This is a genomic window from Akkermansiaceae bacterium (genome assembly GCA_017798145.1).
Taxonomy (GTDB): domain Bacteria; phylum Verrucomicrobiota; class Verrucomicrobiia; order Verrucomicrobiales; family Akkermansiaceae; genus Luteolibacter.
Genome location: CP059069.1, coordinates 379,032 through 393,489, shown reverse-complemented (window position 1 = coordinate 393,489; position 14,458 = coordinate 379,032). Strand labels below are relative to the sequence as shown.

The window sequence follows — 14,458 nt, the reverse complement described above, 5'->3', positions numbered from 1 at the left end:
CAACTTGCCAATCAAGCCACCTCGAAGGACGGCTCTCCCGATTCACTCACTCAAAGAATTTCTTCAACGCGCGCTGTTCGTCCGGAGCGAGGGAGTCCTTCCAAACCCGGTCACCGCCCTTGCCCTGTGCGCCGACGCCGCCAGCGGAGGCTTTGGAGGCGTTCTCATCGACGCTGTGCTTGCCATCCTGGAGCTGGAGGAGATCGCCGGGAAGGGCGCGGGAAAGATCCTTGGCCTCCAGGGCGGTGAGTTCGCCGGTCTCAAGGGGATCCTTGGCTCCCTTGAGCACGTTGGGATCATGGCCGGGGCCGCGGTTGATGCCACCTTTTCCGGAGCCGTTGCCCTGACAATTCGGATCATCGCAGCCAGGGCAATCGCCGCCGCCAGGGCAATTCCCTTCACCCTCTCCCTCGCCTTCACCCTCTCCAGCATCGCCGAGCAACTGATCCGACCAATCATCGCCTTCACCCTGTCCTTGTCCTGCATTCTCAAGCGATTCCTTGAGTTTTTCCATATTTTCCTTAAGCTGCTGCATCTGCTCTGGGTTGAGCTTTCCGAGGTCGTTCGGATCGAGTTTGGAGAGCTGATCAAGGAGTTCCTTGTTCGGTTTCATCGCGCCGTTCTGGAGACCTTGGAGGGCTTGCTCGAATTCCTCGGTGAGCTTCTGTTTCTGCGCGGCGTTCATCTTGTCGGCGTTTTCCGCAAGGGCTTCCAGGGCATCACCGGCCTCGTTGAGATCCTGCTCCAAATTCTCCATGTTGGAGTTCTGGGATTCCTTGAGGCTGTCGGTGGCCTCCAGGGATGAGTGACTGAACCAATCCTGTTCCTCCTGGGCGCGCAGTTCCTCAAGCCGCTTTTCCATTTCCTCGATGTATTTCTCATCGACCATTTCGTCTTCCTTGAGCTGCTCAAGCTGCGCGTCGAGCTGCGACCATGCCTGCGGCTGGCGGGACGGGGGAGGGGTGGCCTGAGGCTTGGCGGAAATGGGGATGAAAAGCCCGAGGGCGAGCAGGGCGAGGGCGGCGAGGGGAGGGGTGAATGTTTTCGGAAGGTGCCATTTCAGGGCTTCCCGGGAGGCGGAAGGCGGCTCGGGCCAGCTTGCGATGCCCGCGTTTGCGGAGCTGAGGGCGTTGTTCAGCCCGGAGCCGGCCTCGATGCGGACGAGGGTTTCTTCCGGTTTCTCGAAACGGCGGACGGCGAAGGCCAGCGAGACGGCGATCAGCACGATCAGCCCGCCTCCGATGCAGGCTGCGGCAAGGGGGATGGAGAAACCTCCGAGTTCGCGGCGCAGGATGAGGACGGCGCAGGCACCGAGCACCGAATAGATGAGCAGAGGGGCGGAAAGGATTTGCAGGAACCAGCCGAGGTTGACCCGCCGGGAAAGGGATTGAGCCCGCCCAAACCAGTATCTCCGATTCGCTTCATCCTTGGCCATGGCGAAACGCTACATCGTGATTCTTGCGTTGGCGAAAGTATTTTGACGCCCCAATCATCGCCTGAATAATGTTCACTTGAACATTTTATTTGCACACCCATCCGCTGCCGTGCTTGGATAGGGCTGTTGTGGATCGCCCCCTGACCGCCCTTTTCCTGGATATGGACAGCTACTTCGCCTCGGTGGAGCAGCACCTCGATCCGTCCCTGCGCGGGAAGCCTGTGGGGGTTGCTCCGGTGATGGCGGAGTCCTCCTCCTGCATCGCCGCGAGCTACGAGGCGAAGGCCTTCGGGGTGAAAACCGGAACCAACATCGCGGAGGCGCGGAAGATGTGCCCGGGCATCGCTATCGTCGAGAGCAAGCCGTCCGAATACATCCGCTTTCACCACCGCATCATCGAGGCGGTGGAGGACTGCATCCATGTGGAGGAGGTGCTTTCCATCGACGAGATGTGGGCGGTGCTACCCACGAATCTCCGGGAAATCCGGCATGTGGAGGCCTTGCGGGAAGCGATCAGAAAGAAGATCCGTAGCGATGTTTCCCCGGCGATCACCATGAGCCTGGGAGCAGCGCCGAACAGGTATCTGGCGAAAATGGCTTCCAAGATGCGCAAGCCGGACGGGATGTTCATTATCCGCCACAGCGATCTCCCGGACATCCTTCATGAGCTCAAGCTCAAGGATATGCATGGGATCGGGAAAAACATGGAGCTGCGCCTCCGCGCCCACGGCATCCACTCAGTCCGCGAACTCTGCGCCGCCAGCAAGCCCGCGCTGCATGCCGCTTGGGGCAGCATCCAGGGCGACAGGCTATGGCACCTGCTGCGCGGGGAAATTATCCCGGATATTGTAACAAGTAGGAAGTCCCTCGGGCATTCCCATGTCTTGCCGCCGGAGGCGAGGGCGCCCGAAAACGCTTGGCCGGTGCTCTGCAAGCTCCTTCACAAGGCCTGCGAGCGGATGCGCTCCCACGGAATGCTGGCCGGATGCCTGACGATGCAGATCAGCTTTCTGCGTGGCGGAGCCTGGGCGGCGGAAATCCGCACTCCGGAAACCGATGTAACCCTGCGACTCCTCAAAATGCTCGACCGACTCTGGCGCGAGCGCCCCGAACCCGGATCAAAACTCCTCAAGATCGGCGTCTTGCTCAGTCGGCTCGTCACCAAGGACAATTTCACGCCCGAGCTGTTTTCCAGCCATGTGGCCGATGCGATGGCCGATCCCAACGGTGATTCCAGCGAAAAACTGCGCAAGCTCGACGAAACGATGGATCAGCTCCGTGCCCGCTACGGTCGCCATTGCGTGTTCTACGGAAACATCCAGGGATTCCAAGACCACGCACCGATGCGCATCAGCTTCGGCCACGTGCCGGTGGTGGAGACGGAGCAGGATTGAGAAATCAACGCAAACCAAGATCTTGCGGGGCATCACAACCCTTCACCTCACATTCCACTTTGCATTACATGTATTGTAACAAGTTTAAAGCCGAGGAATTCAGGAAGCCTCTCCTAAGCAAGACTACGCAACCAGAACGCGAGATCGTGCTCGATCTCAACCTCGACTGCTCCGATCTCCCGCCATGGGAGCTTCACCACGAGATCTTCCCGCTTCCTGTAGCCGCGGGATTCCCAGAACGAATGCAGCGGCCTGTAATCGGCTGGACGCAAAGGATGCTCGTCGGGACGCTCCAACGCACAAAATCCGGTGACCGAAAACCCCCAACGAAGCGCCCATTCTTCCCTGAGATCAAAAAAACGCCGACCTATGCCTTTTCCCCGGAACTCCGGCAGTAATACGGATTCGCCGAAATACAGCATTTCTGCTGGATTTAACCCACCGTTCAAAACGGATGATTGGAATGCTTGATCCGCTTCTTCCAATGGTGCTGATGTAGATATTCCAACAATCCTTGATTTTTCTTTTACAATGATCAACAGGCTTTTTTCCGAAGAAAAATAATTTGAAAGATAATCCCTCTCGTAATCGATGGAGCCGTCGTATAGGTAAGGAAATTCGCGGAAAACAGCAATTCTGAGATCGGCGACTTCGTCCAGGAAGGATCGCGCGGACTGTCCGGAATGAGTGGTGATTTCAAACATCCGATTGAATGGCTTTACGGGGTATCGCGGGAGTGAACCAAAGAACTACGGATGATCAGGCGACCTCGCACCTGACTCCTTTCAATGCAGCGGATTTACAGAAATCAGCTCCCTTCGCATCGGTGATGAAGAGGTCGATCTCGGACGGCTTTGCGAAAAAATGGTCGGTCACCCTGCCGAGTTTCGTGTGATCCATGATCGCGCATTTCCAGTCCGCGTGGGCGATGATCGTGGCCTTGAGGCGGGCTTCCTCGGCGCTCGGCTCCCCCACCCCGCGGGTCTCGTGGTAGCCTCCGCCTGAGAAAAAGAAGCGGTCGATGCGCAGGGCGCGGATTCCGATTTCCGTAAGCATCCCCCGGAAACGGCGGCCTTTCGGCTCGTAAGTTCCTCCGAGGAGTATGAGCTCGATGTCGCTGCGGATCGCCAGTTTCTCCACGACCGAATGAGCGTAGGTCACGACGCGCAGGCTCTTGCCGGATGGCAGGTGGCGGGCGAGTTCCAGCGCGGTGGAGCTGGCGTCGAGCATGATGGTCTCATGATCCTTGATGTGCTTTGCCGCGAGTTTTGCGATCGCGGATTTCTCATCCGCCTGCCGGGTTTCCCGATCGCTCTGGGAAAGCTCGTCGAGGATGATGGAGATATCCGCCGCCCCGCCGTGGGTGCGGCGCAGCAAGCCCTGCCGGGAAAGCGCGTCGAGATCCCGCCGGACGGTCTCCTCCGTGACTTTAAGTATCGCCGCAAGCTCCTGGGTCCTGACCGTGCGCTCCCGCTTCGCCGTTTCAAGGATCCTTCTCTGTCTTTCGATCGCTAGCATCTTGCTTTTTTTGGTTTTTTCTTGCTATCTGTATTTTTAGTGAACATCACTGCCGCCGTCAACCCCATAACCAAACGACCCGATGTCAAATTTCAAACACGTAACCTATTCCTGGGACGATTCCCACGCCGCCAGTCTTGATGCTGTGGACAGGCTTGTCTATCGCTCAAATATCCTCGGCGCGGACCAGCGCATCACCAACACCGGCGGCGGCAACACTTCCTCCAAGATCATGGAGACCGATCCCCTCACCGGCCAGCAGACCGAAGTGCTTTGGGTGAAAGGCTCCGGCGGCGACCTCCGAACCTCGAAGCGCGAGAACTTCTCCTCCCTTTACCAGGACAAGCTCATCGGCCTCCAGTCCGTCTATGCGGCGAAGCCTGACAACGGCCTCAAGACGCCTGCGGAAGATGAAATGGTCGGAATGTATTTCCACACCACCTTCAACCTTAACCCACGCCCTTCCTCGATCGACACCCCGCTCCATAGCTTCCTGTCCGGCAAGCACGTCGATCACATGCACCCCAACGCGATCATCGCCATCGCCGCTTCGAAAAACTGCCAGGCCCTGACCAAGGAGATTTTCGAAGGCGAAATGGAATACGTGCCCTGGATGCGTCCCGGCTTCGAGCTCGGCCTCGCGATGCAGGAAATCGAAAAAGCCAAGCCCTCCACCCAGGCGATCATGATGGGCCAGCACGGCTTCATCTCGTGGGACAACGATGACAAGAAGTGCTACGAACTCACCCTCCGCCTCATCGACAAGGCGGCGCAATACATCGAGGACAAATACGAAGCAAAGGGCGGCGACGCGAAAGCCTTCGGCGGCCAGGAATACCAGACGCTCCCCGAAGAGCAGCGCCGCGCGACCTCCGCCGGCATACTGCCATGGCTGCGCGGCCAGGTCTCCCAGCAGAAGCGCTTCATCGGCACGATCCAGGACGATGAGAAGATCCTCCGCTTCGTGAATTCGGCCGACGCACCCCGTCTCGCCGAGCTCGGCACATCCTGCCCCGACCACTTCCTCCGCACGAAGATCAAGCCGCTCTACGTCGCATGGGATCCGCAGTCCGAGGACGCCGCCGCACTCAAGCAAAAGCTCGCCGACGGCCTCGTCCAATACCGCAAGGACTACGCGATGTATTACGAAAACTGCAAGCACGCGAACTCCCCCGCCATGCGCGACCCGAACCCGACCGTGGTGCTCATCCCCGGCCTGGGCATGATCGCATGGGGCAAGGACAAGTCCGAGTCCCGCGTCACCGCCGAGTTCTACAACTGCGCCGTCGAAGTGATGCGCGGCGCGGAAGCCATCGACGAATATATCTCCCTCCCGCAGCAGGAAGCCTTCGACATCGAATACTGGCTGCTTGAGGAGGCGAAACTCCAGCGAATGCCCGCCGAGAAGGAACTCGCCCGCCAGGTGGCTATCGTCGTCGGCGCAGGCTCCGGCATCGGCAAGGAAACCGCCCACCGCCTCGTCAAGGAAGGAGCACACATCGTTTGCGTCGATATGAACCTGGAGGCCGCCCAAGGCACCGCCAAGGAGATCACCGACAAATACGGCCTCGGCATCGGAGTCGCCGGAACAGGCATTTCCAACTGCGGACTGGCTATCGGGCTTGCTGCGAACATCACCGACCGTGCGAGTGTCCGCTCCATGCTCGACCAGGTCGCCCTCGCATACGGAGGCTTCGACCACATCTGCGTTACCGCCGGTGTTTTCTGGCCATCCGATACGACAGGACACATTCCCGACGACAAGTGGGCGTTCACATTCAGTGTCAACGTTACCGGATCCTACATCGTCGGCGACGAGGCGTTCAAGAGCTGGAAGGAGCAAGGCCTCAAGGGCAACCTCGTCCTCACCACCTCCGCCAACGGCGCGGTCGCGAAGAAGGGTTCCCTCGCTTACGACACATCCAAAGCGGCCGCCAACCACCTCGTCCGCGAGCTGGCCATCGAGCTTGCACCGCTCGTCCGCGTCAATGCGGTCGCGCCTGCGACGGTTGTCCAGGGCTCAGCGATGTTCCCGCGCGACCGGGTCATCGGCTCCCTCGCAAAATACGACATCCCGTTCACCGAGGACGAGGAAACGGAATCCCTCGTCAGCAAGCTCGCCCAGTTCTACGCCGACCGCACCCTGACCAAGGCACCGATCACACCGGCAGACCAGGCCGAGGCATACTTCATCTTCGTGACGAACCGCCTCAGCAAATCCACCGGCCAGATCATCACCGTCGATGGCGGCCTGCACGAGGCGTTTCTCCGCTAGGATCTGGCACATTGCATTACCTGGAAGGCGGTGCCCGGATCGGGTGCCGCCTTTTTGCATTGCTGACAGACGGTGTCTCCTCCGTCGCCGTGGTTCCCCTGCGAAGACGGATCCCGGGCAGGTGGTTTCCATGGATGCATCAGATTCCTCGCTGGCCGTGCAAGGCCGTCCGCCCCGCCGGGCGGCCTTGTCCTTGTTTTTGTGGAGTGGCCTCCCCCTCTCAGTCTGCTCGCAACGCCCCGACGGCGCTTCGTATGGCTTGAAAATTTCCGTGCTCACAGCAGCAGACGAATGTTTCCGTCACAGACTTCAGGTTCTCCCACCGCCCCCGGATTTCTGCTGTCTCGTTCGCGTCGATCCTGTCGTCCATGGCCGCCGTGGCGATCGAAGAAAGCATTCCGGCAAAATCCTGCACGATGCGGTTCGTCGCAACCGCCACCGAATCAGTTTCCCCATCAACCATGGCATTCGGGCTGCGCGTGTAGAACCCGCCGGCCATGCGGCAGATCCACTCGGCGATCCTGACATCTCCGGTCACCTTGAGCAGCGCGGCGATGCGCTCCAGCGGATTCGGAGTCCCGCTGCCGCGATCGCCGCTCGGCTCGGCCCACTTGTAGATCAGGGAAACCGATACCCCAAGCTCCGAGGCGAGCTGCTTCGGTGATCTGATTTCGAAAAGTTCCCTGAGGACTTCATGCGATTTCATCCGCCCATGCTAGGGCGAATGGTCAAATCGCTTCAAGCTTCCAAACATTACAAACAACTCCCTGGATTGTAGCGGTTATCTGGATGAATCGGTGATTGGCAGCAGCTGCGTAGCGGCTAGTTTTCGCAAAAACCATGAACCCACGATCACTCATTGCAGCAGCAATCCTGTCAGGCCAAGCATTGCCCGCCGCGGACCGCCCCAACATCGTCCTGATCATGGCGGACGACATGGGCTACGAGAACCTCTCCTGCCACGGCAGCAAGCTCAACGGCACGCCGCACCTCGACAGGCTAGCGGCCGGCGGAATGCGTTTTGACAACGCCCACTCGCAGCCGCTCTGCACCCCGTCCCGCGTTCAGATCATGACCGGCATCGACAACAACCGGAACTACGTCCGCTTCGGGCTGTTAGATCCGGAGGCAACCACCTTCGCAAACATCCTCCGGGACTCCGGCTACGAGACCTGCATCGCCGGGAAATGGCAGCTCGAGGGTGGCTACGATGCCCCGCGGAAATTCGGTTTCGACCGCTACTGCCTCTGGCAATTGAACCGCCGTCCCAGCCGCTATCCGAATCCCGGCTTCGAGATCGACGGCAAACAGGTCGATTTCAGGAACGGCGAGTTTGGCCCGGATATCGTCACCGATTACATCTGCGATTTCATCGAGGCCAAGAAAGATTCCGGAAAGCCCTTCCTCGTCTATTATCCGATGATGCTTCCCCATTACCCCTTCGTCCCCACCCCAGACAGCCCGGACTGGGATCCGGACATGTGGAAGGACGAGAGGGACGAGCCGGGCGGTTACCATGACCAAAAGCACTGGAAAGGCTTTGTGAGCTATACGGACAAGATGGTCGGCAAATTGGTGGCGAAACTGGACGAAGCCGGCATCCGGGAAAACACGCTGGTCGTTTTCACCGCAGACAACGGCACACTCCCTACCATACGCCAGGAATTCAACGGCAGGGTCGTTCGCGGCGCCAAGGGTAGCACCATAGACGACGGCACCCATGTCCCCTTCATCGCAAGCTGGCCTGGCACGATAAAACCGGGGCAGGTCGCCAAGGATTTGGTGAGCTTCACGGATGTCCTGCCCACCCTTTGCGAGGCCGCCTCCGCACCCATCCCGGAAAAGCCCGGCATCGACGGCTCAAGCATCCTTCCTCTCCTGAAAGGCGAAGCCTACAACCCACGCCCTGACATGTATTGCTGGTATGAGCGCAGCGGTGCCCGCAACAAGGCCAGCCAGCACATGCGGACTGACCGCTACAAACTCTATCAGAGCGGGAAATTCTACGATACCTTTGCCGATCCGCTCGAAGAGAGTGATCTCACTTCCGCGGATCTCCCCGAAAATCTCAAGCCCATCCATGCCGAGCTAAAGGCCGCGCTCGATCGCCGAGCGAAGGAAACCGAGCGCTTTGATACGATTCAGAAAGCCCGGCAGAATCGCCTCCAGGCGCCCGGCAAAAAGCGCAAATGAAGGTTCGCGAGCCTGCTCACGGCTTCCATGCTTGCCCCAGCGTGATCAGGGCGTATTTTTTCCGAAACCCATGCCACCCGAAAACCCCGCCGCAAGGCGCAACCCGGGCTTCACGCTCGTGGAATTGCTGATCGTGATCTCGATCGTTCTCATACTCGCCCTCATCGCCTTCATGTTCACAAGGAGAGCGATGGATAGGGCGCACACCGTCAGTTGCTCGAACAACCTCAGGCAGATCGGGGTGGGGCTCACCGGATACCAGCAGGAGAACAACGGCTACCCTTCCCAAAACTCCGGGATCACATGGGATCGTGCCATCCTGCCGCACATGGGTTACCTTGGGGATCGCAGCCTCGTCGGCACATCCCCTTTCAGGAAGTCGGCTTGGGCCGAACTCGCCTCGGTCGTGAAACCCTTCGCGTGCCCGGCGGATCGCAAGCCGAGGTCGCAGGACCGCTTCAAGCGCAGCTACTCCATCGTCCCCTGGACCACGAACTGGTCGAACGGAACCCAGTTCCGGGGCTGGAAAAACCGTCCATACAACAAAGGGGTGCCGCTCTCCATCGTCGATGAACCGGGACGCGCCGCCATGGTCGTGGAATGGCACACGGGCACCGAGAGCCTTGAAAACCTCTGCGGTGGCGGCAACCACACCTACCACGATCGCGGCGGGCCGGACAAGCCGGAGGACACGCTCCACGGCAAGAAACAGATCGTCCTCTTCGCCGACGGACACACAGAGATGCTGCCTTTCATGACAAACGCGGATTTCGTCCAGAAATACTGGCCAGGGGTATTGGGTACAGTGGACTGACGCTACGTCTGAAACAGGCACCAACTCAGCGGCGGGCGGGCATCACCTCGGCGATGCGTTTTTCCGAAACCTTGCCAAGCACCTCCACATCCGGGGCGAAAACCTGCACGCGCCACTCCTCCAGCAGCCAACCGGCCTCCCATAAGGCGGGATTGTCACGATCTGCGATCCACTCCGCAAACCACCCCGCCCAGTGGTTGCGGACGAGATCAATTTTTTCCAGATCCTTGACCAGTGGCAGCGAGGCGACCCGACCTAGGCGGGAGCGCATCGCCCGGAAGCGACGCGGATAATCGGTGAGCCGGGCGTAGCCCGCCCGCCATGCCCAGCCGCTGCGCATGAGCCAGGAAAGCTCCTCTTCGAGGTCTTCCGCGATCTCACCGTAGTTCCTGTCCTTCGCATTCGCGGCGATCCATGAGCGGATCTCCCTCTCCCCTTCCACGATGCCATCCAGAGCCTCTCCGATCTTTGTCGCGGCCTCGAACCATCTCCCTTTCGCCGACTCGCTGAGCGTTGCGAAAGCCGCCGGGCTTCTCGGGAACCCCCCAACGGCCACGCCCTCGGCGGCAAGCAGGACCAGCTCCCCAACATCGACCCCGAGCCTGCCGAGCTCCACCTTCGCGAGCATGCCGAGGGGATACTTTTTCCGCAGGTAATCCACCTCCCTCTCCGCGCCGAGCACCAACAGCCGAGCACCGCCGCGCCGGTGCGCCTCGCGGGCTTCGTGCATGGAGGTGAAAGCCTTGACCCCAACCGTACCGCCCTCATCAACCAGAGCCGGATACGCCGGGCCGCCGGCGGTCATCACCTGCTCCGGCAAGCTCTCACCATCCCACTTGCTCATCCCCCTCCGCTCGACATCCGCCGTCGCAGCCGCCTCGAAGCGCTCCCGCATCCGGTCGGCGAGCCGCAGCTTGAGTTCCGCGACATCCGTGCCGAGAGCGAGTTCTTCCCCCTCATCATCGCAGACCCAGATTTTCGTGATGAGTTCCTCGGGGAGTTTCCCTGCATCGAATTCGGCAGCCGGGATCACAGAGCCGACCCGTTCCCGGATGTGCTCCGCAAGGCTTGTGGTGATGGGTTCTTCCTTTGGCGCACCGCCCCACAGCTGCGCGAAACTTCGGGCCGTCTCGGCGATGGGTTGGCAGGATCTCCGGAAATCCTTTGGCAACCCGCGCATCAGCAGCTCGGCGCGCTGCTCCAGGTTGCCATCCACACCCCAGCCGGGCAGCCATTCCGGCAGCGCCGGAAGCTGGTCCACATGCACGCCTATCGTCACACCATCGTCGCGTTCGCCGGGTGCGCAGTGGTAGTAGAGCGGATACTCCTCGCCCGCATGATGGAGAATGTCCGGAAAAAAATCCAGGCCGTGGAGATCCTCCCAGACCACATCGCCCATGCCCATCATCAGCAGACCCTCATTCTCCTCCCGCCACTTGTGGAAGGCGGCGGCGGTGGAGATTTCCACCGGTATCCGTTTCTCCAGAAACTGCACAACCGCATCCTCATGCCACAGCATCCCCGGGCGGCGTAGCTTGTCCTCCAGCCCCTTGATCTCCTCCCGCAACTCCTCCATCCTCTCCAGGAAAGGCGTCCTCCTACGCAACCCGCCGCCGAGCAAACCCTCCCTGAGGAACACCTCGTGCGCCGCCTTTCTATCGACACGGCCGTAATGCACACGCCGCCCCTCGACGACATGCAGCCCGCCGCAGATCACCGTTTCCTTGCCATACACCGCACCCTGCTTCTCATCCCAGTGAGCCTCCCCGTAACGGCTCCTGCAAAGGTGCGGGGCGACCATTTCCACCCACAGCGGATCGAGCACCGCCGCCCGCCGCGCCCACAGCCGCGATGTCTCCACCAGCTCAAGCCCCATCACCCACTCCGCCCGCTTCTTCTGCCCGAAAAGCCCCGACCCCGGGAACACCGCGAAGAATCCCCCCGACGCACTGCGATATCCCTTGTTCTCCTTGTCCCAAAGCCCGAACTGCTTCGGCGCACCCGCGAGCAGAGACCGGTGAACCGCCCCGAAGTCCGCCCCCTCAATGGCCTTCTTCCCTTTGTTCTCCGGTCTCCGGCCTCTGGTTTCTGTACCTATCAGCGTTCCCAGCTCCTCCACCACATTCCCCCATTCCGTCACCCGCTTCGCGTTGAGGAAATTCTTCCCGCAGAATTTCCGCAGCTGGTTCCACCTCCATCTACTACCATCGTAGTAGGTGGAGGCTTCCGCCCAGAGGTTGAGCATCGCCATGAAATCGCTCTCGGGATCCAGCCATTTCGCGTGGGCAGCATCCGCCTCGCGGTGCTTCTCCGCCGGGCGCTCCCTCGGATCGCTGGTCTCCAGCCCGGCGACGATCACCGTCACCGCCTCCATGCATTTCTCGTAACGCGCCTCGATCAGCATACGCCCCATGCGAGGATCAACCGGCAACCTGCCCAGCTCCATGCCGATCTCCGTCAGCCCCCTGTCCATGTCGAGCGCGCCGATCTCGCGCAGCGTGCGGTACCCTTCGGCCACCGCCTTGGGATTCGGGGGGTCGAGGAAAGGGAACTCGGAAATCTCCGGCAAGCCCAGGGATTTCATCCGCAGGATCACCCCCGCCAGCGAGCTGCGCCGAATCTCAGGCTCCGTGAACTCCTGTCGATCTGATAGATCCTCCTCATCGTAAAGCCGCAGGCACACTCCGTCCCGAACCCGCCCGCAGCGCCCCTTCCGCTGCCGCGCACTCGCCCGGCTCACCGGCTCGATCTGGAGCCGCTGCACACCGCGCCCTGCGCTCCAGCGGCTCACCCGCGCCAATCCGGAATCGATGACGCAGGCGATGCGCGGGATGGTCAGCGAGGTTTCCGCCACGTTCGTCGCAAGCACGATGCGGCGCTTGGTGCCAGGATGGAAAACCCGCTGCTGATCCCCCATCCCCAGACGCGCAAACAGCGGTAACACCTCGGTGTTGGGGAAATGCCTGCCTTCCAAAAGATCCGCCGCCTCCCGGATCTCGCGCTCCCCCGGCAGGAAAACAAGCACATCCCCCATCGGATCAATCCCATTGAGATACTCCATCCCCCGCCCGACATGCGCCGCCAACTCCTCATCGTCCTTCCCCGGCAGGAAAAATTCCGTCACCGGGAACATCCGCCCCTCCGCCTCGATCACCGGAACAGCTCTTTTCCTCCCTTCTCTGGTCTCTTGAATCCGGTCTCCGGAATCTCCGCTTTCAAAGAAAGCGGCAAACGCCCCCGCATCCAGCGTCGCCGAGGAAATCACCAGCTTGAAATCCGGCCGCCTCTCCAGCAGCCGTTTCAGATAGCCTAACAGAAAATCGATGTTGAGCGACCTCTCATGCGCCTCGTCGAGTATCAGCGCATCATACCTCGCCAGCTCCCTGTCGCCCTGCGTTTCCGCGAGGAGAATCCCGTCCGTCATGAACTTGATCCGCGTCGCCCGCGATGTCCTGTCATCGAACCTCACCTGATATCCCACGAAATCCCCCACAGCCACCCCCAGCTCCTCCGCCACGCGCTCCGCCACGCTCACCGCCGCAATCCGCCGCGGCTGAGTGCACCCAATCAGCCTTTTCCTGACTCCCGATCCCTGATCCCTGCCTCCTGGATCCAGCGCCTCCGCCACCATCTTCGGCAGCTGCGTCGTCTTTCCTGAGCCCGTGTCGCTCACCACCACCACCACCTGGTTCTCTCGTATCGCCGCGATGATGTCGGCACGCTTCCCCACCACCGGAAGCTCCGCCGGATAGTTCCATTTCCCGGAAAAAACCATTGTTTCCAAGCTCAGAACGGCATCCTCATCCCCGAGGCAAGCAGCGCGGCGTAGGCGAGTTTGCAGAGGCAATGGAACAGTTGGTCGATGTTGTAGCTGATGCGTTCATCGCAGCGGATGAGGTCGATGATCCAGTGGAGGATGAATTCCGCCAGAGCCAGTGCGGCGGAGCCCGTGATGACCCAGACAAATCCCGCATGGATCAGCGAGTGCGCCGTCAGCGCATGGAGCCACAGTCTCTTGGGAACCGACGTGCCGCCGAAAAAATCGCTGGGATCCCCGTTGCGGTTTTTCCCCGTGGCAAGGAACGCGCCCTGGAGCGGATAGTCCGCCAGGGCATGGCCGATGAGCAGCGCGAAGGCTAGCAGCAGGAAGCCCCCCAAGGTGCCGCCCGACACGGCGCTTTCAGCAAATCCGTTGAACATCGCCTGATTTCCTTGGGATCCGGATCACCAGAACTTGCCGAGGATGTCCACGCTTTCGGAATCGGCGAGTTTCTCGTTCATGTTGCGGATCCGGCGGCACATCACGGTCACGATCCCCGCAAGCAGGCTCGCGCCGGCCTCCGGATAGGCTTTCACGAAATCATCGATGTCCTGCCTGTTCGCCTTCCAGACCTGCGTGAATTCCTGCGCCGTGACGGTGGCGCTGGCCTTTGCGGGATCGAATACATTCACCTCTCCAAGGGTCTCGCCCGCTTCCACACGCGCGAGGAGTTTTTGTCTGCCGTCGATGGTGATGGTGACATGCAACAGCCCCGAAATCACCAGATACAGGTATTCCTGGTCGTCCCCGGCTTCGATGAGCACCTGCCCGGCTTGGGCTGGCAGAAACTCGCCATAGCCTCCTAGCAAGGCCCTGTCGGCGGGCTCCATCTCTTTCACGATCCCCACTGCGGGCAATTCAGGCCTCACCAATTTCTGTGTCATGTCCGGGAAAATGAACGATTCGGCCCGTCACGGGAAGCGAAAAACTTAGGTTCCACGCACCCGGATTCACCAATCCGGAAATATCTCCCCTTCGCAGGAAGTATCCTCACGCCAGCCGGATTCTC

General features: G+C 60.5%; 11 protein-coding genes. 4 read left to right on the top strand and 7 right to left on the bottom strand.

Annotation, left to right across the window (positions count from 1 at the left end):
- Positions 1-46: 46 nt before the first annotated feature.
- Positions 47-1,435: a hypothetical protein gene (locus tag HZ994_01690; GenBank protein QTN31089.1), complete on the bottom strand. Its 1,389-nt coding sequence runs from the start codon at positions 1,433-1,435 to the stop codon at positions 47-49.
- Positions 1,436-1,563: 128 nt separating this feature from the next.
- Here HZ994_01690 and HZ994_01685 point away from each other — a divergent pair, with 128 nt between their 5' ends.
- On the top strand, positions 1,564-2,829 hold the full coding sequence (locus HZ994_01685) for a DNA polymerase (protein ID QTN31088.1): 1,266 nt from the start codon (positions 1,564-1,566) through the stop codon (positions 2,827-2,829).
- Between the two features lie 113 nt (positions 2,830-2,942).
- Here the strand turns inward: HZ994_01685 and HZ994_01680 are convergent, their stop codons facing one another.
- Positions 2,943-3,533 carry a GNAT family N-acetyltransferase gene (locus HZ994_01680; protein QTN31087.1) on the bottom strand — a complete coding sequence of 197 codons (591 nt, stop codon included), beginning with the start codon at positions 3,531-3,533 and terminating at the stop codon, positions 2,943-2,945.
- A gap of 55 nt (positions 3,534-3,588) precedes the next feature.
- Entirely contained in the window at positions 3,589-4,347 is a 759-nt protein-coding gene (locus HZ994_01675; protein QTN31086.1) for a DeoR/GlpR transcriptional regulator, read from the bottom strand.
- Between the two features lie 82 nt (positions 4,348-4,429).
- Here HZ994_01675 and HZ994_01670 point away from each other — a divergent pair, with 82 nt between their 5' ends.
- Positions 4,430-6,622 carry a bifunctional rhamnulose-1-phosphate aldolase/short-chain dehydrogenase gene (locus tag HZ994_01670; GenBank protein ID QTN31085.1) on the top strand — a complete coding sequence of 731 codons (2,193 nt, stop codon included), beginning with the start codon at positions 4,430-4,432 and terminating at the stop codon, positions 6,620-6,622.
- Positions 6,623-6,842: 220 nt separating this feature from the next.
- Here HZ994_01670 and HZ994_01665 read toward each other — a convergent pair whose 3' ends face one another.
- Complete coding sequence (locus HZ994_01665; protein QTN31084.1) at positions 6,843-7,328, bottom strand: helix-turn-helix transcriptional regulator; 486 nt, start codon at positions 7,326-7,328, stop codon at positions 6,843-6,845.
- Between the two features lie 134 nt (positions 7,329-7,462).
- Here HZ994_01665 and HZ994_01660 point away from each other — a divergent pair, with 134 nt between their 5' ends.
- Positions 7,463-8,815, top strand: coding sequence for a sulfatase-like hydrolase/transferase (locus HZ994_01660; protein ID QTN31083.1), 1,353 nt, complete (start codon positions 7,463-7,465; stop codon positions 8,813-8,815).
- 70 nt (positions 8,816-8,885) lie between these two features.
- The gene (locus HZ994_01655; GenBank protein QTN34292.1) at positions 8,886-9,629 is read left to right on the top strand and encodes a DUF1559 domain-containing protein; all 744 of its coding nucleotides are present in this window, start codon (positions 8,886-8,888) and stop codon (positions 9,627-9,629) included.
- 25 nt (positions 9,630-9,654) lie between these two features.
- Here the strand turns inward: HZ994_01655 and hrpA are convergent, their stop codons facing one another.
- From hrpA to HZ994_01640, 3 genes are read right to left on the bottom strand one after another with little or no spacing between them, the layout of a single operon-like run.
- A complete protein-coding gene (hrpA, locus tag HZ994_01650) occupies positions 9,655-13,404 on the bottom strand; it encodes an ATP-dependent RNA helicase HrpA (protein ID QTN31082.1) in 3,750 nt (1,249 codons plus the stop codon).
- 11 nt (positions 13,405-13,415) lie between these two features.
- Complete coding sequence (locus tag HZ994_01645; protein QTN31081.1) at positions 13,416-13,829, bottom strand: DUF3307 domain-containing protein; 414 nt, start codon at positions 13,827-13,829, stop codon at positions 13,416-13,418.
- A gap of 24 nt (positions 13,830-13,853) precedes the next feature.
- On the bottom strand, positions 13,854-14,333 hold the full coding sequence (locus HZ994_01640; protein ID QTN31080.1) for a cyclic nucleotide-binding domain-containing protein: 480 nt from the start codon (positions 14,331-14,333) through the stop codon (positions 13,854-13,856).
- Positions 14,334-14,458: the final 125 nt, after the last annotated feature.

Excerpts from the sequence above, each read along its gene's own strand:
- HZ994_01690 (QTN31089.1), bottom strand. The coding sequence starts at position 1,435 with ATGGCCAAGGATGAAGCGAATCGGAGATACTGGTTTGGGCGGGCTCAA.
- HZ994_01680 (QTN31087.1), bottom strand. The coding sequence starts at position 3,533 with ATGTTTGAAATCACCACTCATTCCGGACAGTCCGCGCGATCCTTCCTG.
- HZ994_01675 (QTN31086.1), bottom strand. The coding sequence starts at position 4,347 with ATGCTAGCGATCGAAAGACAGAGAAGGATCCTTGAAACGGCGAAGCGG.
- HZ994_01670 (QTN31085.1), top strand. The coding sequence starts at position 4,430 with ATGTCAAATTTCAAACACGTAACCTATTCCTGGGACGATTCCCACGCC.
- HZ994_01665 (QTN31084.1), bottom strand. The coding sequence starts at position 7,328 with ATGAAATCGCATGAAGTCCTCAGGGAACTTTTCGAAATCAGATCACCG.
- HZ994_01660 (QTN31083.1), top strand. The coding sequence starts at position 7,463 with ATGAACCCACGATCACTCATTGCAGCAGCAATCCTGTCAGGCCAAGCA.
- HZ994_01655 (QTN34292.1), top strand. The coding sequence starts at position 8,886 with ATGCCACCCGAAAACCCCGCCGCAAGGCGCAACCCGGGCTTCACGCTC.
- hrpA (QTN31082.1), bottom strand. The coding sequence starts at position 13,404 with ATGGTTTTTTCCGGGAAATGGAACTATCCGGCGGAGCTTCCGGTGGTG.
- HZ994_01645 (QTN31081.1), bottom strand. The coding sequence starts at position 13,829 with ATGTTCAACGGATTTGCTGAAAGCGCCGTGTCGGGCGGCACCTTGGGG.
- HZ994_01640 (QTN31080.1), bottom strand. The coding sequence starts at position 14,333 with ATGACACAGAAATTGGTGAGGCCTGAATTGCCCGCAGTGGGGATCGTG.